Annotated in this window: 20 protein-coding genes; 1 reads left to right on the forward strand and 19 read right to left on the reverse strand. The window is 28.6% G+C overall.

The features are described from left to right. Nucleotides 1-76 precede the first annotated feature (76 nt). Both DY168_RS07405 and dapF read right to left on the reverse strand, forming a co-directional pair. Entirely contained in the window at nucleotides 77-1,138 is a 1,062-nt protein-coding gene (locus DY168_RS07405) for a hypothetical protein (RefSeq protein WP_147291419.1), read from the reverse strand. A 17-nt stretch (nucleotides 1,139-1,155) separates the two neighbouring features. Beyond that, the gene (dapF, locus tag DY168_RS07410; RefSeq protein ID WP_115641186.1) at nucleotides 1,156-1,986 is read right to left on the reverse strand and encodes a diaminopimelate epimerase; all 831 of its coding nucleotides are present in this window, start codon (nucleotides 1,984-1,986) and stop codon (nucleotides 1,156-1,158) included. Between the two features lie 175 nt (nucleotides 1,987-2,161). Between dapF and DY168_RS07415 the strand changes: the two genes are divergently transcribed. Next, nucleotides 2,162-3,883 carry an Rqc2 family fibronectin-binding protein gene (locus tag DY168_RS07415; RefSeq protein ID WP_115641187.1) on the forward strand — a complete coding sequence of 574 codons (1,722 nt, stop codon included), beginning with the start codon at nucleotides 2,162-2,164 and terminating at the stop codon, nucleotides 3,881-3,883. Nucleotides 3,884-3,984: 101 nt separating this feature from the next. Here the strand turns inward: DY168_RS07415 and uraA are convergent, their stop codons facing one another. From uraA to DY168_RS07500, 17 genes are all read right to left on the reverse strand, one after another. Then, the gene (gene uraA / locus DY168_RS07420) at nucleotides 3,985-5,250 is read right to left on the reverse strand and encodes a uracil permease (protein WP_115641188.1); all 1,266 of its coding nucleotides are present in this window, start codon (nucleotides 5,248-5,250) and stop codon (nucleotides 3,985-3,987) included. Nucleotides 5,251-5,360: 110 nt separating this feature from the next. Continuing rightward, nucleotides 5,361-5,903 (reverse strand): bifunctional pyr operon transcriptional regulator/uracil phosphoribosyltransferase PyrR, encoded by a 543-nt coding sequence (gene pyrR / locus DY168_RS07425; RefSeq protein WP_115641189.1) that lies wholly within the window; start codon nucleotides 5,901-5,903, stop codon nucleotides 5,361-5,363. A gap of 149 nt (nucleotides 5,904-6,052) precedes the next feature. After that, entirely contained in the window at nucleotides 6,053-6,970 is a 918-nt protein-coding gene (locus tag DY168_RS07430; protein WP_115641190.1) for an RluA family pseudouridine synthase, read from the reverse strand. Next, the gene (gene lspA, locus DY168_RS07435) at nucleotides 6,970-7,416 is read right to left on the reverse strand and encodes a signal peptidase II (RefSeq protein ID WP_115641191.1); all 447 of its coding nucleotides are present in this window, start codon (nucleotides 7,414-7,416) and stop codon (nucleotides 6,970-6,972) included. Before lspA ends, DY168_RS07430 begins: the two co-directional genes overlap by 1 nt. A gap of 19 nt (nucleotides 7,417-7,435) precedes the next feature. After that, nucleotides 7,436-8,041, reverse strand: a complete 606-nt coding sequence (locus tag DY168_RS07440) for a TraR/DksA C4-type zinc finger protein (RefSeq protein ID WP_115641192.1) — start codon at nucleotides 8,039-8,041, stop codon at nucleotides 7,436-7,438. An 88-nt stretch (nucleotides 8,042-8,129) separates the two neighbouring features. Beyond that, nucleotides 8,130-9,434, reverse strand: a complete 1,305-nt coding sequence (aroA, locus tag DY168_RS07445; RefSeq protein ID WP_115641193.1) for a 3-phosphoshikimate 1-carboxyvinyltransferase — start codon at nucleotides 9,432-9,434, stop codon at nucleotides 8,130-8,132. A gap of 13 nt (nucleotides 9,435-9,447) precedes the next feature. Then, nucleotides 9,448-10,239, reverse strand: a complete 792-nt coding sequence (gene aroF / locus DY168_RS07450; protein ID WP_115642442.1) for a 3-deoxy-7-phosphoheptulonate synthase — start codon at nucleotides 10,237-10,239, stop codon at nucleotides 9,448-9,450. After that, nucleotides 10,232-11,323, reverse strand: coding sequence for a 3-dehydroquinate synthase (aroB, locus tag DY168_RS07455; protein WP_115641194.1), 1,092 nt, complete (start codon nucleotides 11,321-11,323; stop codon nucleotides 10,232-10,234). Before aroB ends, aroF begins: the two co-directional genes overlap by 8 nt. A 61-nt stretch (nucleotides 11,324-11,384) precedes the next feature. After that, complete coding sequence (locus DY168_RS07460) at nucleotides 11,385-11,972, reverse strand: DivIVA domain-containing protein (RefSeq protein WP_115641195.1); 588 nt, start codon at nucleotides 11,970-11,972, stop codon at nucleotides 11,385-11,387. A 14-nt stretch (nucleotides 11,973-11,986) separates the two neighbouring features. Further along, the gene (locus DY168_RS07465) at nucleotides 11,987-12,751 is read right to left on the reverse strand and encodes a YlmH/Sll1252 family protein (protein WP_115641196.1); all 765 of its coding nucleotides are present in this window, start codon (nucleotides 12,749-12,751) and stop codon (nucleotides 11,987-11,989) included. A 5-nt stretch (nucleotides 12,752-12,756) separates the two neighbouring features. Beyond that, nucleotides 12,757-13,017, reverse strand: coding sequence for a YggT family protein (locus DY168_RS07470; RefSeq protein ID WP_115641197.1), 261 nt, complete (start codon nucleotides 13,015-13,017; stop codon nucleotides 12,757-12,759). A 23-nt stretch (nucleotides 13,018-13,040) separates the two neighbouring features. Continuing rightward, nucleotides 13,041-13,487: a cell division protein SepF gene (locus DY168_RS07475; RefSeq protein WP_115641198.1), complete on the reverse strand. Its 447-nt coding sequence runs from the start codon at nucleotides 13,485-13,487 to the stop codon at nucleotides 13,041-13,043. A 19-nt stretch (nucleotides 13,488-13,506) separates the two neighbouring features. Next, a complete protein-coding gene (locus tag DY168_RS07480) occupies nucleotides 13,507-14,160 on the reverse strand; it encodes a YggS family pyridoxal phosphate-dependent enzyme (RefSeq protein ID WP_115641199.1) in 654 nt (217 codons plus the stop codon). An 81-nt stretch (nucleotides 14,161-14,241) separates the two neighbouring features. Further along, nucleotides 14,242-14,979, reverse strand: a complete 738-nt coding sequence (locus tag DY168_RS07485) for a DUF881 domain-containing protein (RefSeq protein ID WP_115641200.1) — start codon at nucleotides 14,977-14,979, stop codon at nucleotides 14,242-14,244. Nucleotides 14,980-15,065: 86 nt separating this feature from the next. Further along, entirely contained in the window at nucleotides 15,066-15,404 is a 339-nt protein-coding gene (locus DY168_RS07490) for a small basic family protein (protein ID WP_115641201.1), read from the reverse strand. A gap of 14 nt (nucleotides 15,405-15,418) precedes the next feature. After that, nucleotides 15,419-16,141, reverse strand: coding sequence for a DUF881 domain-containing protein (locus tag DY168_RS07495; RefSeq protein ID WP_115641202.1), 723 nt, complete (start codon nucleotides 16,139-16,141; stop codon nucleotides 15,419-15,421). Further along, nucleotides 16,138-16,923, reverse strand: a complete 786-nt coding sequence (locus DY168_RS07500; protein ID WP_115641203.1) for a cell division protein FtsQ/DivIB — start codon at nucleotides 16,921-16,923, stop codon at nucleotides 16,138-16,140. The genes DY168_RS07495 and DY168_RS07500 overlap by 4 nt, the downstream gene beginning before the upstream one ends. Nucleotides 16,924-16,989 lie beyond the last annotated feature (66 nt).

The raw sequence follows: 16,989 nt of genomic DNA on the forward strand, positions 1-16,989 counted from the left end.
GTAATTATTGTCAAACAACGGGTTTTTATACACAAAAAGAGGAATATTTCTTTTTTAAAGAAGTATTCCTCTTTTATTATTTATCTTTCTGATATATATGATAGTTTCTTTCTTTATCTATTATCAAATTAACTGAATTATCCTCTTTTTTTATCATATAAACCTTTGACTTTTCTTTATTTATTTCATATCCTAAAAAATATACATCACCATTTTCATCTACAGCCATTCCACCCGAAGAATTTATATTTTTAGGGAAATTAAATACTGCTTTTTTAAATGATTTGTCCAATTGAAGTTTATATATATAGTTTTTTTCACTTTCATCTTTACCCATTACATATATATCTTCTCCAGATTTAAGAGAATAAAAAACTTTTGATAACTTTAAGTCATAAGGATTATATGTTCCTTCTTTTAAATCAATAAGAGCTAATTCATAATTTTCTTTGCTATATTTAATAGTAATAATATTATTTTCATCTAAGCTTTCTAAATGTACGATGAATCCATCATTTATTTCTAAAAGTTTCTTTTCTTCATTATCATTTGTATTTTTCAAAAATAACGCAGATCCTTTTGAATTATTCATTGCTCCGTAGTAAATTAGGGTACTCTCATCTATCCAGTCATAAACATTTCCTGAAATTAAGATTTCATTAGAAACTTCGCTTTCTTTATTGGTTATCGTATTATATATCATAACACCTTTTGCACTACTAAGACTCTCTTCTTCGAAGGTCCTATAAGCTATATTTTCTCCATTTTTAGATATCTTAAGATCAAGATAACTATTATATCTATCTAGACTTTGTCTTTTGTTATCTTTTTTGATTACGGTAATATTTGTGCTTGGAAGCTCTTTATTTTTATTTTTCTCCTTTAAATATACTAAAATATTTTCGGAGTATTTAAAATCTATTATGTCTTCTATTTCTTCTATATACTCTCTTTTTCCGTCTTTTAAACTATATGCCTTTATATTAGTTTCTGATGATTCCATTAATGTAGCCTTTGTAAAATTTGAATAATTGTAATCTTTAATTATATCTTTTTCACTAGGGACTTCTTTATTGCATGCAACCAAAAGTAGCATAAAAAGTAAAAGTATAAAAGCCTTACACTTTTTCTTCATCATTACTCCCACCAGTCATATTAATACTCCATTAAAAGAGTTCCTTTAAATACATTTTCTGCATTTCCAATCATATATATATTGTCACCATCTTCTATTCTAACCTTTAATGTTCCACCTTCTACTATAACTAAAACTTCATTATCTGTATGTCCTAGCATATAGGACATATATGCAGACGCACAGCTACCAGTTCCACAAGCAAGAGTTTTCCCAGCTCCAACTTCCCATGTCTTAATTTTAATACTTTTTCTATCTAATACTTCACAAAAGTTAACATTGGTTTTCATTTTAAAAAGGCTATTTTCTTCTATAAGTTTACCTTCCTCTATATTAAACTTACTAAGTTTATCTATTATAACAGTATGAGTCACACCAATGTGGAGTGAATTTATTATATATACCTTATTATTTATTTCTAAATGTTTATTTATTATAGGTTTTTCTGAAACCTTTACTATCCTACTTGGGTCTAATGAAGGCTTACCCATATATACGGTGATTTCTTCTATGCTATCACCCTTTATGGTAAGACTTACCCTCTTTATTCCATCTCCTGTTTTTATATTAATTATAGTCTTTCCAACTATATTTTCTTCATAAATATATTTTGCAAAGCATCTTATACCATTACCACACATAGAAGCATAAGATCCATCCGAATTAATAATTACCATCTCTATATCCGCTTCTTTAGAGTTTCTTACTATTAATATACCATCTGCACCTATTCCAAAGTTTCTATTACAAAGTTTTAATGCTATACTACTTTCTTTTCCTAAATATTCATTGTTTAAATCCTCGATTACTATAAAATCATTTCCATTTCCATGCATCTTTTTAAAATTCAAAATTGCTCCCCCTTAACTATTCTTTCTATTAGATTATTATTGCATATATATAATACTATATATATAAATAAATTGTAAAAATTTTATTACATTTAGACAACTATATTAAATATTGGTATAATCAATGTATTATTAATGAAATTCAGGATGTCTTTTTAAGAAAGGGAGTTTATTTATGGCTTTAGATGGAATATTTCTACACAGTATTGTTAGTGAATTAAAAAGCGAAATCTTAAACGCAAAAATAGATAAGGTTAATCAACCTGAAAAGGATGAAATTATATTAAATGTTAGATGTTCTAGTGGTAACAAAAAACTTCTTATAAGTTCTAACTCTAATTACCCAAGGATACATTTTTCAGAAGAATTAAAAGCTAATCCAGCAAGTGCTCCAATGTTTTGTATGATACTTCGTAAATATATAGTTAGTGGTAGAATAAAAGATATTGTGCAATTAAACAATGATAGAGTTCTAATCATAGATATTGAAAATACTGATGATTTAGGTTTTGACAGTGTCTATTCTTTAGTAATTGAAATTATGGGAAGACATAGTAATATTACATTAGTTAGAAAAAGAGATGGGGTAGTTATGGATTCTATAAAACATATAACCCCTGATATTAATAGCTATAGAAGTATTTATCCTGGTTTAAAGTTTAAATACCCACCTAGTTTTGATAAATTAAATCCATTAAATTGTAGTGAGTCTCACATACTAAATTTTATTAAACAAAAAGACTTAGATATTTCTAATAAAACTGCGTCTCTATGTTTTAATGGTATAAGCAAATTATTATCTGAGGATATATATAAAAGGTACCTTTATTTAGACGCTGTAGATCAAAACTTAAATTCATATGCTAATATTTGCATGGATTATTTTAGTAATCTCCGCTCTAATAATTTTGAATTCATAAGTTACTCTGATGAAAATACGTTAAAAGACTTCTACTGCTTGGACTTAATTACTCTAGAAAGCTATAATAAAAACCTTTATACCTCACCTTCAAAGCTTATTGAATCCTTTTATAAAGAAAAGGCTAGAAGTCAGCATGTTCACGGCAGAAGCACAGAGCTATTAAAATTGATTAATACTAATTTAGATAGATGTAATAAAAAGATTGACATTTTGAAATCGACTTTAAAAGAATGTGAAAATAAAGATGAATATAAAATTAAGGGGGAACTTTTAACTGCAAATATATATAGCATTACACCTGGTAAATCTGAAGTGTCTCTTCAAAATTATTATAGTGATGAAGATGAATATATTACTATAAAATTAGATGAGAATAAATCAGTTTCTGGTAATATACAATCCTTTTATAAAAAGTATAATAAATATAAAAAGTCTGAAGCAGCTGCTAAAATACAACTTTTAATAGCTGCGGATGAAATAGAATATTTAAATTCTGTTTTGAATAACTTAGTTAATATAGAACAATATGAAGAAATTGAAGAAATAAGGTCTGAACTTGTTGAATCTGGATATTTAAAACGTAAGATTCTAAAAAAGGGAAAGAAAAAGATTTCAAAGCCAATGCATTTTATTTCTAGTGAAGGCCTAGATATTTATGTTGGAAAAAACAATATTCAAAATGATTATCTAACTCTTAAATTTGCAAATAAACAGGATACTTGGCTTCACACAAAGGATATTCCAGGTTCTCATGTAATAATAAAAGGAACTAATATATCTGATGTGACCTTATTAGAGGCTGCAACTCTTGCTGCTTATTATAGTAAATCTAAAGATTCCTCTAATGTTCCTGTAGATTACACTCTAGTTAAAAATGTAAAAAAGCCTTCTGGTGCTAAGCCAGGAATGGTTATATATTCTACTAATAAAACACTTTATATAAACCCTAAGGACCCAGAACTAAAAAGAGTCTAAAATAAACTCATTTCCGTTGATAAATACTTGGTAAGTTTAAAAGAGCTTGAACGAAAGGAACTACTTCCTTTTATCCAAGCTCTTTTCATTTGTTAAACCTTCTACTCTGATTTACTCTTTTCAGGTAACACTAAATTTAGTATTATACCAACTAAGGTAGCTAGTGCGCCTCCTGATAAACTTACACCCTTAAAGTCTATAACCGCTCCACCTATACCTAAGATTATTATTACTGAACATATTATAAGATTTTTTTTCATACCAAAATCTATTTTATTTTCAACGAAAATTCTAAATCCTGATGAGGCTATTATACCAAATAGTAGTATAGAAACTCCACCCATTACCGGTAGAGGTATATTGCTTATTACAGCTGACACAGGTCCTATGAAGGATAACACTATAGCTGTAACTGCTGCCCATGCTATAACCCAAACACTATATACCTTAGTTATAGCCATAACTCCTATATTTTCACCATAGGTAGTGTTAGGAGGGCCACCAACTAATCCTGCAAAAATTGTGGCAACTCCATCTCCTAATATAGATCTATGAAGTCCTGGATCCTTCGTGAAGTCTTTCCCACAAACATTATTTGTTACATATACATGTCCTATATGTTCTGCTAATGTAACAAAAGCTACTGGAGCCATAAGTAGTATGGCGTTCCAATTAAACTTTGGTGCCATGAATTTTGGTATCTCGAAAAGTTTAGCTGATTTTATAATTTCTATTGATTCTTGTGGGATAACACCTAAAATTAAAGACAATATGTATCCTACAACCATAGCTACAAGTATTGGTATTACACCTAAAAACCCTTTAAAATACATAGTTCCAAAAATTGCTATGCCTAAAGTTACTAGGGATACTGCTATCCATGACATTCTAGATATTCCTTCCATAGATTGAACCATAAATGTAGGATTTAATCCTGCCCAGTCTATAGCAACACCTGCAAGTCCTAGACCAATAACAATAACTACAGACCCTACAACTATTGGTGGCAGTAATTTATCAAGCCACCCTGTGCCTGTAAATTTAATTATAGCTGCTACTATGACATAAACGATACCCGCCGCAACTATACCAGATAGCATTGATGGCCTACCATACTTAGTTGTAGCTGCAACTATTGGTGCTATAAAGGCAAAAGATGATCCAAGATACGCTGGAAGCTTTCCCTTAGTACATAATATGTATATAAGCGTTCCAATCCCGCTACAAAATAGTGCTAAGGAAGGGTTTGTATTAGTTAGCATTGGCACTAATATAGTTGCACCTACCATTGCAAATAAATGTTGGAAACTTAAAGGCAATGTCTTAATCATTGGTAATCTTTCTTCTACGTCTACATAGTTTTTCATATTGTTCCTCCTCTTTTTAATCTCACTGGATTATTTTAAAAGACTTATATATAGAAAATCTTTTAATTCATTTTAATTTGGTATGTTAAAATATAACTTTTGAAAACCTTTTATGATTCCAATTCATAAATTTTCACTAAATCTTCTCCATCCATTTCTTTAATTTCAACAGATACCATCTCATCTTTTGATGTAGGTATATTTTTCCCTACATAGTCAGCTCTTATAGGAAGCTCTCTATGCCCTCTATCTATAAGTACAGCTAATTGAATACACATAGGTCTACCATTATCCATAACTGCATCTATGGCTGCTCTAACTGTCCTTCCTGTGTAAAGTACATCATCTATTAATATCACCTTTTTATCTTTAATCTCAACACCTAGGTTTTTGTTATTTATGGTTGGTGCATCATTTAAATTTGTAAGGTCATCTCTGTATAATGTTATATCTACAGATCCTACTGAAACCTTCATTCCTTCTATAGCCTCTATAGTTTCTGCTATTCTTATTGCTAGTGGATATCCTCTTCTCTTTATTCCTACTAAAACAATATCTTCTATTCCCTTATTTTTCTCTAATATCTCATGTGATATTCTTATAAGACTTCTTTTTATTGCATTTTCATCTAATAGAGTTGTTTTTAGTTTCATAATTATTCCCCCTCATATAAAAAATAAAGCGTCTTATCAAAAAAGATAAGACGCTTAAAAACAAGCTAATAACAAAGTTAATATCTGCGCCTTTGGATCTCTCTTGGATCATTTTAAAGGTGTTTTTATTATTGTATCATCTAAAATTATTATTTACAACTTTTTTTTAACCTAGTAACCATTTTTATAAAATACTCTGGAAGATTAGATTCAAATTTAACATACTGATTTTTGGTTGGATGAATAAACCCTAAAGATTTAGCATGAAGCATTTGTCCCTTTAACTTAAATCTTTGTTTCTTGTATCCATATACCGGATCTCCCACTAAAGGATGACCTATATGAGCCATATGGACTCTTATTTGATGGGTCCTTCCTGTTTCTAGGTTGCACCTTACTAAAGTATTATTTTCATATCTTTCTAAAACTTCATAGTGAGTTATAGCACGCTTACCCTCTTCTACTACTGCAAACTTAATCTTTTGTTTAGGATTTCTACCTATTATAGTATCTATAGTGCCAACGTCATTTTTTAAAACACCTTCAACTAGTGCATAGTACTCCCTTTTTATGGTATGTGCTTTAAACTGATCTGCTAATATGCAGTGTGAATCATCATTTTTAGCTATAACAAGTACCCCTGAAGTATCTTTATCTATTCTATGAACTATCCCAGGTCTTTCACTACCATTAACCTTAGATAAATTCGAAGAGTGATTTACAAGGGCATTTACAAGTGTGCCATCATGATTACCTGATGCAGGATGAACAACCATGCCTTGTTCTTTATTTACAATGATTATATCATCATCTTCATATAATATATCTAAATATACATTTTCAGCCTTAACTTCAATTTCTGTGGTTTCTTTAATGTAAACCTTAATTAAATCTCCTTTTTTTATCTTATATTTACTTTTTATAGTCTTATCATTTACTAATACATTACTTTCCTCAATTAATTTTTGTATGTAGGATCTTGATAAAGTCTTTAAACTTCTAAATAGATATTTATCTACCCTCTCATCATCTACACATTCCTCTATTAAAAATACTTCTTCTTTCATTATTCGCCATCCTTTATTATAAATACTGCAAGTAAAAATGTTCCTATAACTACAAGTACATCTGCGATGTTAAACGTTGGAAAACTATAAACGTCTTTATAGTGAAAAAAAATAAAATCTACTACATATTTATACTTTATTCTATCTATTAAATTACCTATAGCACCAGATATAATAAGCGCTAATGATACTTTTAATATAAATGATTTAGGTTTATACCGTATTAAATAAAAAACCATTGCCAGAAGGACAATAACCGTTAATAATGATAGTAAAAAAGCCCTTCCTTGAAAAATACCAAATGCAGCGCCTCTATTTTCTAAGTAAGACAAGCTAAAAAGGTTATTAATTATAACTACATCTGTTCCCTTAGATAAATTAGTAACTGCCCACATTTTTGTAACCCTGTCAATGAACACGCCTAAAATAATTATGATTATTTCCAACTTTCCATCCCCCGTTAAATTAGTCTGGTAATCCGCTTTTATATTGCTCATTACTTATTTTTTCTATCCATTCAACTTCATAACTATGATTATCTTCATCCTCTTCATAATAATCTTTAAAATTATTCATTTTATTAAAACTTTGAACTTGCTCGAAAGCATCGTCTTTTTTAAAGCTTAATCCATAACTTTCATTATTCTTTTTATAATCATAGATTGTATTTGGACTGTTAGAATCATTTACCATATCTTTTTCTTTTATGCTTAATTTATTCTGGCACCTTATACAATATACCACATAAGGTACCACATCAAGCCTCTCTTTCCCTATAGCCTTACCACAGCTTTTACAAATTCCATATTCATCATTTTCTAAAGCCTCTAAAGCCTCATCTATTTTATTAATTAAATTTAATTCATTTTCTTTTAATGCCTGTGCTCTCATAATATCATTAATTTCTGCTGCTTGGTCTCCAGGGTGATTATCATAAAATGAAAGTTCTGAAGAAAACTCATCTTTTGAATTTATATGTTCTTGATCTACTGTACTTTTAACAGTATCTAATATTACTTGTTTTTCTTTTAAAAGCTTTTTCTTATAATCAGCTAATAGTTTTTTCTTCATCTTACTTACCTCCTAAAATAATTTCTAAGGTTATCTTATGGAGAATAATGATTTTTTATAACTATATCTATATTACTTTTTTTAATCTCTAGCTTTCAACCATATTTAAAAATTCACTAAAAAATTTTATACTATTTGGAAATGATATGTTTGTATACTCCCAATGATTAATATTGGTATTTTTTAAATTTCTAATAGAGAGCACTGCAAAAGCCATAGCTATTCTATGATCTTTTTGACTTTCGATACTTATATTTTTATTTATATATGAATTCCCACCCTTAATAAATAGGTCTCCATTGTCATAATGTGCCTGTATACCACATCTTTTTAAATTATTTATTATACCATCTACTCTATTACTTTCTTTTACCTTTAACTCATCCACTGATTTAATTATAGTAGTACCTTCACTAAAAGCGGCTAAAACACTAAGAAGTGGGATTTCATCTATAATACTTGGAGTAGATTCTGATTCAATTTCTATTCCTTTAAGGTTACTGCTTTTAGCTTTTATATCACCTACAAGTTCTCCACTTCTAGTTTCTGTTATATATATATTTATATCAGCGCCCATAGCCTTTAATATATCTATAAATTTTCTTCTGCTAGGATTTAGTAGAACATCTTTTAAAGTTATACTTGATTCTTTCGATAGTAGGCATAGCCCTATTATAAAAGCTGCTGAAGATATATCTCCCGGAATAAACATATCCTTAGAACATAAATTTGACTTTTCAAGGGTTATAGACTTTTCTTCACACTTGATATCTGCGCCTAAGTATTTCATCATAATTTCAGTATGATCTCTTGTAGATAAAGTTTCTTTTACTACGATATTCCTTTTTGCTACTATAGCTGCTATTAAAAGAGCTGATTTTACTTGTGCTGAAGACACCGTCATTGAATATTCTATACTTTCTAGATTGGATAATTTAGTAGTGTTAATTGGTAGCTTACCATCTGAACACTGAAATGTTCCTCCCATAAGTTGCAATGGTTCTAATATTCTTTCCATGGGCCTTTTGCTTAAAGATTCATCACCTATTAAAATGGCTCTTATATTAGCTGCACATAAAAGACCAAGTAATAGTCTAACAGTGGTTCCTGAATTATCACAGTTTAATATGCCAGCATCTTTTTTAAATCCTTCTATTCCAGGGCTTATAACTTTTAAATTATATTCATCTTCATAACTAACTTTAACGCCTAACTTTTCCATGTTGTTCAAGGTTACAATACAATCATCACCTTTTGGGAAGTTATATATATTGTAGGTACCCTTAGGTATACATCCAATTATAAGACTTCTATGTGCAATAGACTTATCACCTGGCAAGCCTTTAATTTCTTTATGAATATTTTCTTTAGCTTTTAATATCTTTATATCCACTTAATTACTCCTTTCAATATAGTTTTTTTATGTCAGTAATTATATCAGAAAGAGTATTCATTGATATTGTTTGATTTGCATCAGATATTGAAAGTTCAGGATTTATGTGGCTTTCTATTATGAGCCCATCTGCCCCTGCAGCAATTGATGCTAAGGACATTGGATGTACTAGCTCTCTAATGCCTGTTCCATGGCTTGGGTCTACTATAATTGGCAATCTATAATTGTTTTTAACAAAGGCTACAGCATTTAAATCTAAAGTGTTACGTGTATATGTCTCAAAGGTTCTAATACCTCTTTCACACAATATAACATTTTCATTTCCTTCTTTTAATATATATTCTGCAGCATTTATCCATTCATTTATAGTTGCACTTATACCTCTTTTAAGTATGATAGGTGTTTTTAACTTTCCTACTTCTTTTAACAAACTATAATTATACATATTTCTTGATCCTATTTGTATTACGTCAATATAATTAAGAGCTTCTTCCACGTCCCTAGTATCCATGATTTCTGTAGATACAGGTATATTAACCTCTTCCCTTACAGCCTTTAATATTTCAAGACCTTCTCTACCAAGACCTTGAAAATCATAGGGCGATGTCCTAGGTTTAAAGGCACCTCCTCTTAATATATTTACTCCACATAATTTTAATTGTCTTGCAATGCTAATCATAGTATCATAGTCTTCTACTGCGCAGGGACCTGATATTACAACCTTTTTTTTGTTACCTATTTCTACGTCTTTTACTTTAACTATAATTGTATCACCAGTATCTTTATCACATAATAATTTACTCATATATTTCTTCATCCTCTATACTCTCTTCCATAGCTTTAACTAATTGTTCTTCTCTAACTTTAACTGCTATAATAGGTTTTCCTAATGTTGATATTAATACAAATCTTATATTTGAATCATTTTTCTTATCTCCTCTTATAATTTTTATAAAATTATCTTTATTGTTTATCTTATAATACTTATTTATACCTATATATTTATAGATATCTTTTATCTTATTATATAGGTTTTTATCTAAAAACATAAGGTTTTCTGATAATTTTAATGCAACTAATATTCCAAGTGATACCGATTGGCCATGAGAAACTTCGTAATTTGAATCTATTTCTATAGCATGACCTACAGTATGACCAAAATTCAAGATATTTCTAAGTCCTGTATCTTTAAAATCTTTAGAAACAATACCACGTTTTATTAATATACATTTTTCCACTAACAAAAGTATTTGTTCCTTTTTAAGAGTTATTATAGATTCTATATTTTTTTCAAAATAAATTAATAACTTTTCTTTATCTATTATACAATATTTAATTATTTCACCAAACCCACTTAAAACCTCTTTTCTTTTAAGTGTTTTAAGAAACTCTGTGCATACTATAACTTCTAATGGATTATAAAACATTCCGATATAATTCTTCATATTATTGAAATTATATCCAACCTTTCCCCCGATGCTACTATCAACTTGAGATATCATTGTAGTTGGAATATTAATGTATCTTATACCCCTCATGTAAGTTCCTGAAGCAAATCCAACTAGATCCCCTAGGATTCCTCCCCCTATACATATTACTATACTATTTCTTTTAGCATTATTATCTATTAAAAATTTATATATCTCATCTACAGTTTCTCTATTTTTATTACATTCTTTACATTCTATATAAAGTGAGCTTTTACAAAGCTTTCTAATATCATTTATATATTTATCATAGTATTCACTTAAATTTTTATCATATATAATGAATAAATCACACTTATGCTTAACATTTATATCCCCTATCATTTTAATAACATCATCCATATCACTTACCAAATATATAGGATAGGGTATATTAATATCCTTTTCTATTTTTTTATACATATTTACCCTCCCGTCTAGAATGAAAAAGCTCACTCTTAAAGAGTGAGCTTTTTTAGCTTTTTTAGCTGTTTTTTGCAAAGAAGCTTTTAATAGCACTTAAATCATCCGAATTTATAGATTCATCCTTTTGTACTTCAATTTCTTTATTTGCAACTTCGTCTTCTTCTTCAACTACGACTCCTACATTGTAATCTTTAGCAAAGTCTTTTTCAAGATCATCAAAAGTTTCTAGCTGAACATTCATAAAACTTCTAAACTTAACTTTGAACCTAATAAAGTCTTGTTTTAAATTTTCATATTCGTCATTCACTCTTATAACATCATCATGAGCTTTATCTAGAATCTTTTGTGCTGTTTCATTAGCACTTCTCAATATCATATCAGCTTCGTTTTGTGCGCCTTCTTTAGCCCGCTCAGCTGCATTTTGAGCTAACACTAAAGTACTTTGTATTGTACTCTCTATGTTAGAATAATGATCTATTCTATCATACATTACTGCCATTTTCTCTTTTAATAAACAGTTTTCTTTAAATAATGTATCATAATCTTCTACGATTTCATCTACAAATTTATCTACTGTTTCTGAATCATACCCCCTAAGCACCTTTTTAAACTCTTTGCTGCTTATATCCATTGGAGTTAGTTTCATTAATCATCACCCCGTCAAACGTATTTTTTTATTTCTATTTTTAATCTACCACTAGATGTGGTCCCTATTATATCCCCAACCTTATACTTTCCATATCCTCTTATTGTAATAGTATTTGTAGATCTAACTGCCTCACTTTTTTCATAACATATCACATAGTCTATAAGTACTTTACCAGCCTTTATATATTGTTGACTTTTTACTCTAGAAAAATTGGTAATTGAGCTAACTATTACATCTATTCTGTTTGATGAAGCTAGGTATACATTCACCTTAAAATTATAACCTGGAATACTTTCACTGTCACGTAGAATTTCTACCATACATGGATTCTTACCTATAACTTTTAAATTCATAAGTATGTACTGGAGTATATCATAAGTTACAGGCAAATAACATTCATTATTTTGAACTATAAGATCACCAAATTTCTCTCTTTTAACTCCTAATGACATCAATACTCCTAAATAATCTTTATGTAAAAGTTCACAAAACTTTGACTTGTTTATAATCTTAATGATTTGAATAGGATAATCAGATCCAGAACCATTAAATCTAATTACCCTTCTTTCAGCATCATCAAACCCACCTGAAACATTAGATGCAATATTATTTGCGTTGCAATATTGCTGAACCCTCTTCCAAATGTTAGGGGGTAGAAATTCATTGCTACAAACTGCATTAAATGTCTTTTCTGATAATAAAATCTTATCATAGAGATTTGAACATAAAGATAGGTCTTCTTCTCCCATATACTTTAAAAAATCTTTTTTATTCATCCAAATTAACTAACAAGAGGCATAATTATGCTCTCTAATAAATATAATAATATTAATACAATAACTGGTGAAATATCTGAGGATAGGTTTGGCATAAACTTATCTTGTAATAACTTAGCTGGTCTTAAAATTGGTTCTGTTAAAGATTTCATTATATTTATAAACTTGTTTTGTTTTTCTCTAAAGACAAATGATAAAACAACATCTATCAATATAGCATATTCTACTATTAAAAATAAGATTTTTAAAAAAATTTTTAAAATAATTGTTCATTCCCTTCTATCTATAACTATTTAGACCAGTTAAATAATCCTTTACTTAATTCAGTCTTTAGTTCACTAGTAACTTCTATATTAGAAGGTGACACTATATAAACACCATTTTCAACTTGTTGAAGTTCACCACCTAATGCGTAACTTGATCCACCCATAAAATCTAATAATCTTTGAGCAATCTTAGGTTCTAAAGCAGTAGTATTTACAATAACTATCTTTCGATTTTTTAAATCATCACTTATTTCTGTTACTTCTTCGTAGCTTTGAGGCTTTACTATAGTAACTTTAGCAGAAACCGCAGTATGTATACTCACTACTTTTCCTTGATTTTTCTTATTATTTATTTGAGTAGGTTGTTTTACCTCTTCTTCAAACTCATCATATTCTTCATCATACTCTTCATCGTACTCATCCTCTAGTCCTAAAAGCCCCCATACTTTATTTAACACTTTCGCTGCCATTTATATTACCTCCTAACATTTATATTCTCTTACCAAAGATCCCTTCCCCAACTCTTATCATATTAGATCCACACTTTAAAGCCAAATCATAATCTTTGCTCATACCCATTGATAAATAGTCCATAGATATATTTGAAAATCTTCTATGAGAAAGTATATCCCATACATCTTTCATCTTTTTAAAATAACTTTCAGAAGATTTATCATCACCTTTTGGTATTATACACATAAGACCTTTAACCTTTACAAAATTACATTTCTCAATTTCAATTATTAACGCTTCTAGATCTTCTAAAAATATTCCATCTTTACTTTTTTCTTTACCTATATTAATTTCAATTAACACATTGGCAACTTTGTTTTGTTTCATAAATTGTTTTTCTATTTCTGATAAAAGCCTTATACTATCTAAAGATTGGATAAGATAAACCTTATCTACTATATACTTTACTTTATTCCTTTGAAGATGTCCTATAAAGTGCCATCTTATATCTTTCGGTAGTTCTTCGCTTTTTTGTAGTAATTCTTGGACCTTATTTTCACCAAAGTCTTTTATACCACAATCATAAGCTTTTTCTATTATATCTCTAGATTGTTGTTTACTAACAGCAATAAAAGTAACATCTTTTGGTATCTCATTCGATATTATGTTTAAGTTACCTAAGATATCCATTAATACCCTCTCCTTTTATAAGCCTTATAAAGTAAGTATTCTTCAAAAACTATCAAATTCCTTTAAATTTCAAATAAATTATTATTTATTTTTTATATTAGTCAAAAAGTTTACCTTTAAATCTCCTATATAGGATGAAATTACAATAACATCTTTTTCTTCTATAACAATATTGATACCTCTACCTTGTAATCTTTTTACATAGCTATCATTAGATTTAAGATTATTTACTAGGCTTTCTGTATTCCCTATAGCTTCTATATGAAAAGGTGATGGCAGCTTTACCCCATTTATACTTATAAATGCTGAGCTACAATAAACTTCCGAATTAGTCATTACCCTTTGCCCATTTATTGAAATAGCTTCAGCCCCGAAAATTTTTAATTCATTTATAAGTTGAATTAAATCTGTATTATGGAAAGTGCGCATATATCTTAAAAGTGGGTCTTCTATGTCGGGATTAATCTCATCAAATCCATCTCTTATAGTTATCTCTATACCAATGCCTTCAACCTTATTGTAACCTAAAAGTGTTTTGTTATTTTCTAGTTCATCTACTATATTATCTACTATATTATTTCCTTCATCTACGTATCCTGATTTAAAGAAATTAAGTTTTTTATAATTATTGTAGTAGTCCTCTCTTACATCAGAAACTTCTCTATATAACTTATTTCTTTTATTATACATCTCTTGATATTCTTTCGTACTTACGTATTCTTTTTTATTGTCTTTGCTTAAATCTATGTTGAAAGATACAAGAATTCCTACAATGATTGCAGCTATAAAAATAAATATCTTTCCTTCATTTAATCTCATAAAATCACCCTTTTTAGATTTAAATGTTAATGTGTATATAAGTTAAAATATAATCCTTTATTCATAAATCTTAGCTTATATTACTTTTAGTGATGTTTAGTCCTTTCTAATAATAATCTTCTTATTATAGCAAAATTATCAAAGATCCTTCCACCAAACACTATAACCGCCGCAATATATATAGGTATACCAAGTCTATCTCCTAGATATGCAAGGCCTGCAGCTAAAGCAGCATTCCCAAAAAAACCAGATATAAATATATCTGCTTGGAAGTTTTTAGATAGGTAAGCCCTTATAGCTCCAAAAACAGAATCTAGGCAAGCAAGTATAGCCACAGATATATAAGGTGAAAACTTATCGGGGATATTTACCTTTAAAAACATCCCCATTAAAACTCCAATTAAAAGTCCAATTAACGCTATCATTTTATCACTCCTATTTATTCTACGGCCTTAATATATTCTCGCTTATAGTTTTTGCTAAACTTAGGTATATTTATTGAATCAGACATCTTAATGTCAATATTATAATTTTCTAAGTTTTGATAATGAAAAACCCCTGCAAAGTTAACACCCGCTTCTAATGTCTTTTTATTTCCAATAGCGTTTATTTCTATTTTTTCTTTTGGTGATATTTTTTCATCATTTATTAAAATAAAGCTATTATTAGAAGAACTCTTTATTCCTGTTTGCAAGGTTATCCTTTTATCATTTATAGATATAGCTTCGGCCCCTGAAAAGTTTAATTCATTTATTATATATACTAGCTCATAATCAGTTATAAATGCTGTATATGTATTACTAGAAAAAACGGGATCTTTAGGTGTTAAAGATAATGTTACGCCTGGGCCTGTGGCGTCAATACTACCTAGTATTAATCTACTGTTATCTAATTCTTTTTTTAACTCTTTAGTCACATCTCCACTTTCAGTAGCTTCTTCCTCATACTTTTTTAATTGCGAGGATATATCATCATTCTTTTTTTGTAGTTCCTCTTTTTGCTTTTGTAACATTTCAACCTCAACACTTATTTCTTCTTTATCATAATTGTTTGTTTGAAGCTTTTTATCTTGGCCTCCTAGGAGCTTAAATTGATAAGCGAGTAAGAATCCAAGAATTGCACAAACTATAGCTACTGACACTTGGGAGTTAATTCTTTTCACTCTATCACCTCTTCTACAAATATTACCGGGTGTCCTTTAAAACTTACATTTATGTATCCCTTAGATTGACTTAATTTAGGTTTACTACAAATTATATTTATTGCTTTATTTAACTTTTCTTCTATGCCATCGCTAGTTCCTATAATTATGCACATATTATTATGATACACCTTTATAAATAAAACATCTTTAATATCTAAGGATGTTATATCTATTCCTGATATATTGTTTTCTATTAAAAAAGAGAATTGTTGCAATATCTTGCTTTTCCTATCTTCTTTAGGTAACATTTCATTTCCTACTTTAGCATTATTATAATCTAATCCTTCTACATATATTAAATTCATATTCGCAATTTCATCTTTAATTTGTAATAATTTTGATTCCTTATCTATAATGAAGTATTTATTATTATTTTCTCCATAAAAAAATGCACTTCTCTCCTCTACACTTAATATAATTGTATTTGGTAACTTCCTACTTATCTTTACGTTTTTTATGTATGGATTGTCATGTGTTTTTTTAATTATATTCTTACTATTAATATAAAAGATGTTTTTTCCTTTTTCTAAAGTTGACATTCTTATTATTTCTTCTGATGATATTATATTATTTCCTTTTACTATTATGTTTTCAATACCAAAAACCTTTAGCTTTAAACTTAAGGTAATTAATATAATAATTAAAAATATAAAAATTATTATATTGCGTTTTAAGGCCTTTCTTTTTTTTCTCTTAATTACAAATGATTTTCTTTGTTTTTTCTTTGCTATTTCGCCCATTTTAATCTCCTTTTACAACTTTAAGGATTCTTATTATTATAATAACATTAATTTAATAATAAGAAT

Source organism: Clostridium putrefaciens (assembly GCF_900461105.1).
GTDB lineage: Bacteria > Bacillota > Clostridia > Clostridiales > Clostridiaceae > Clostridium_L > Clostridium_L putrefaciens.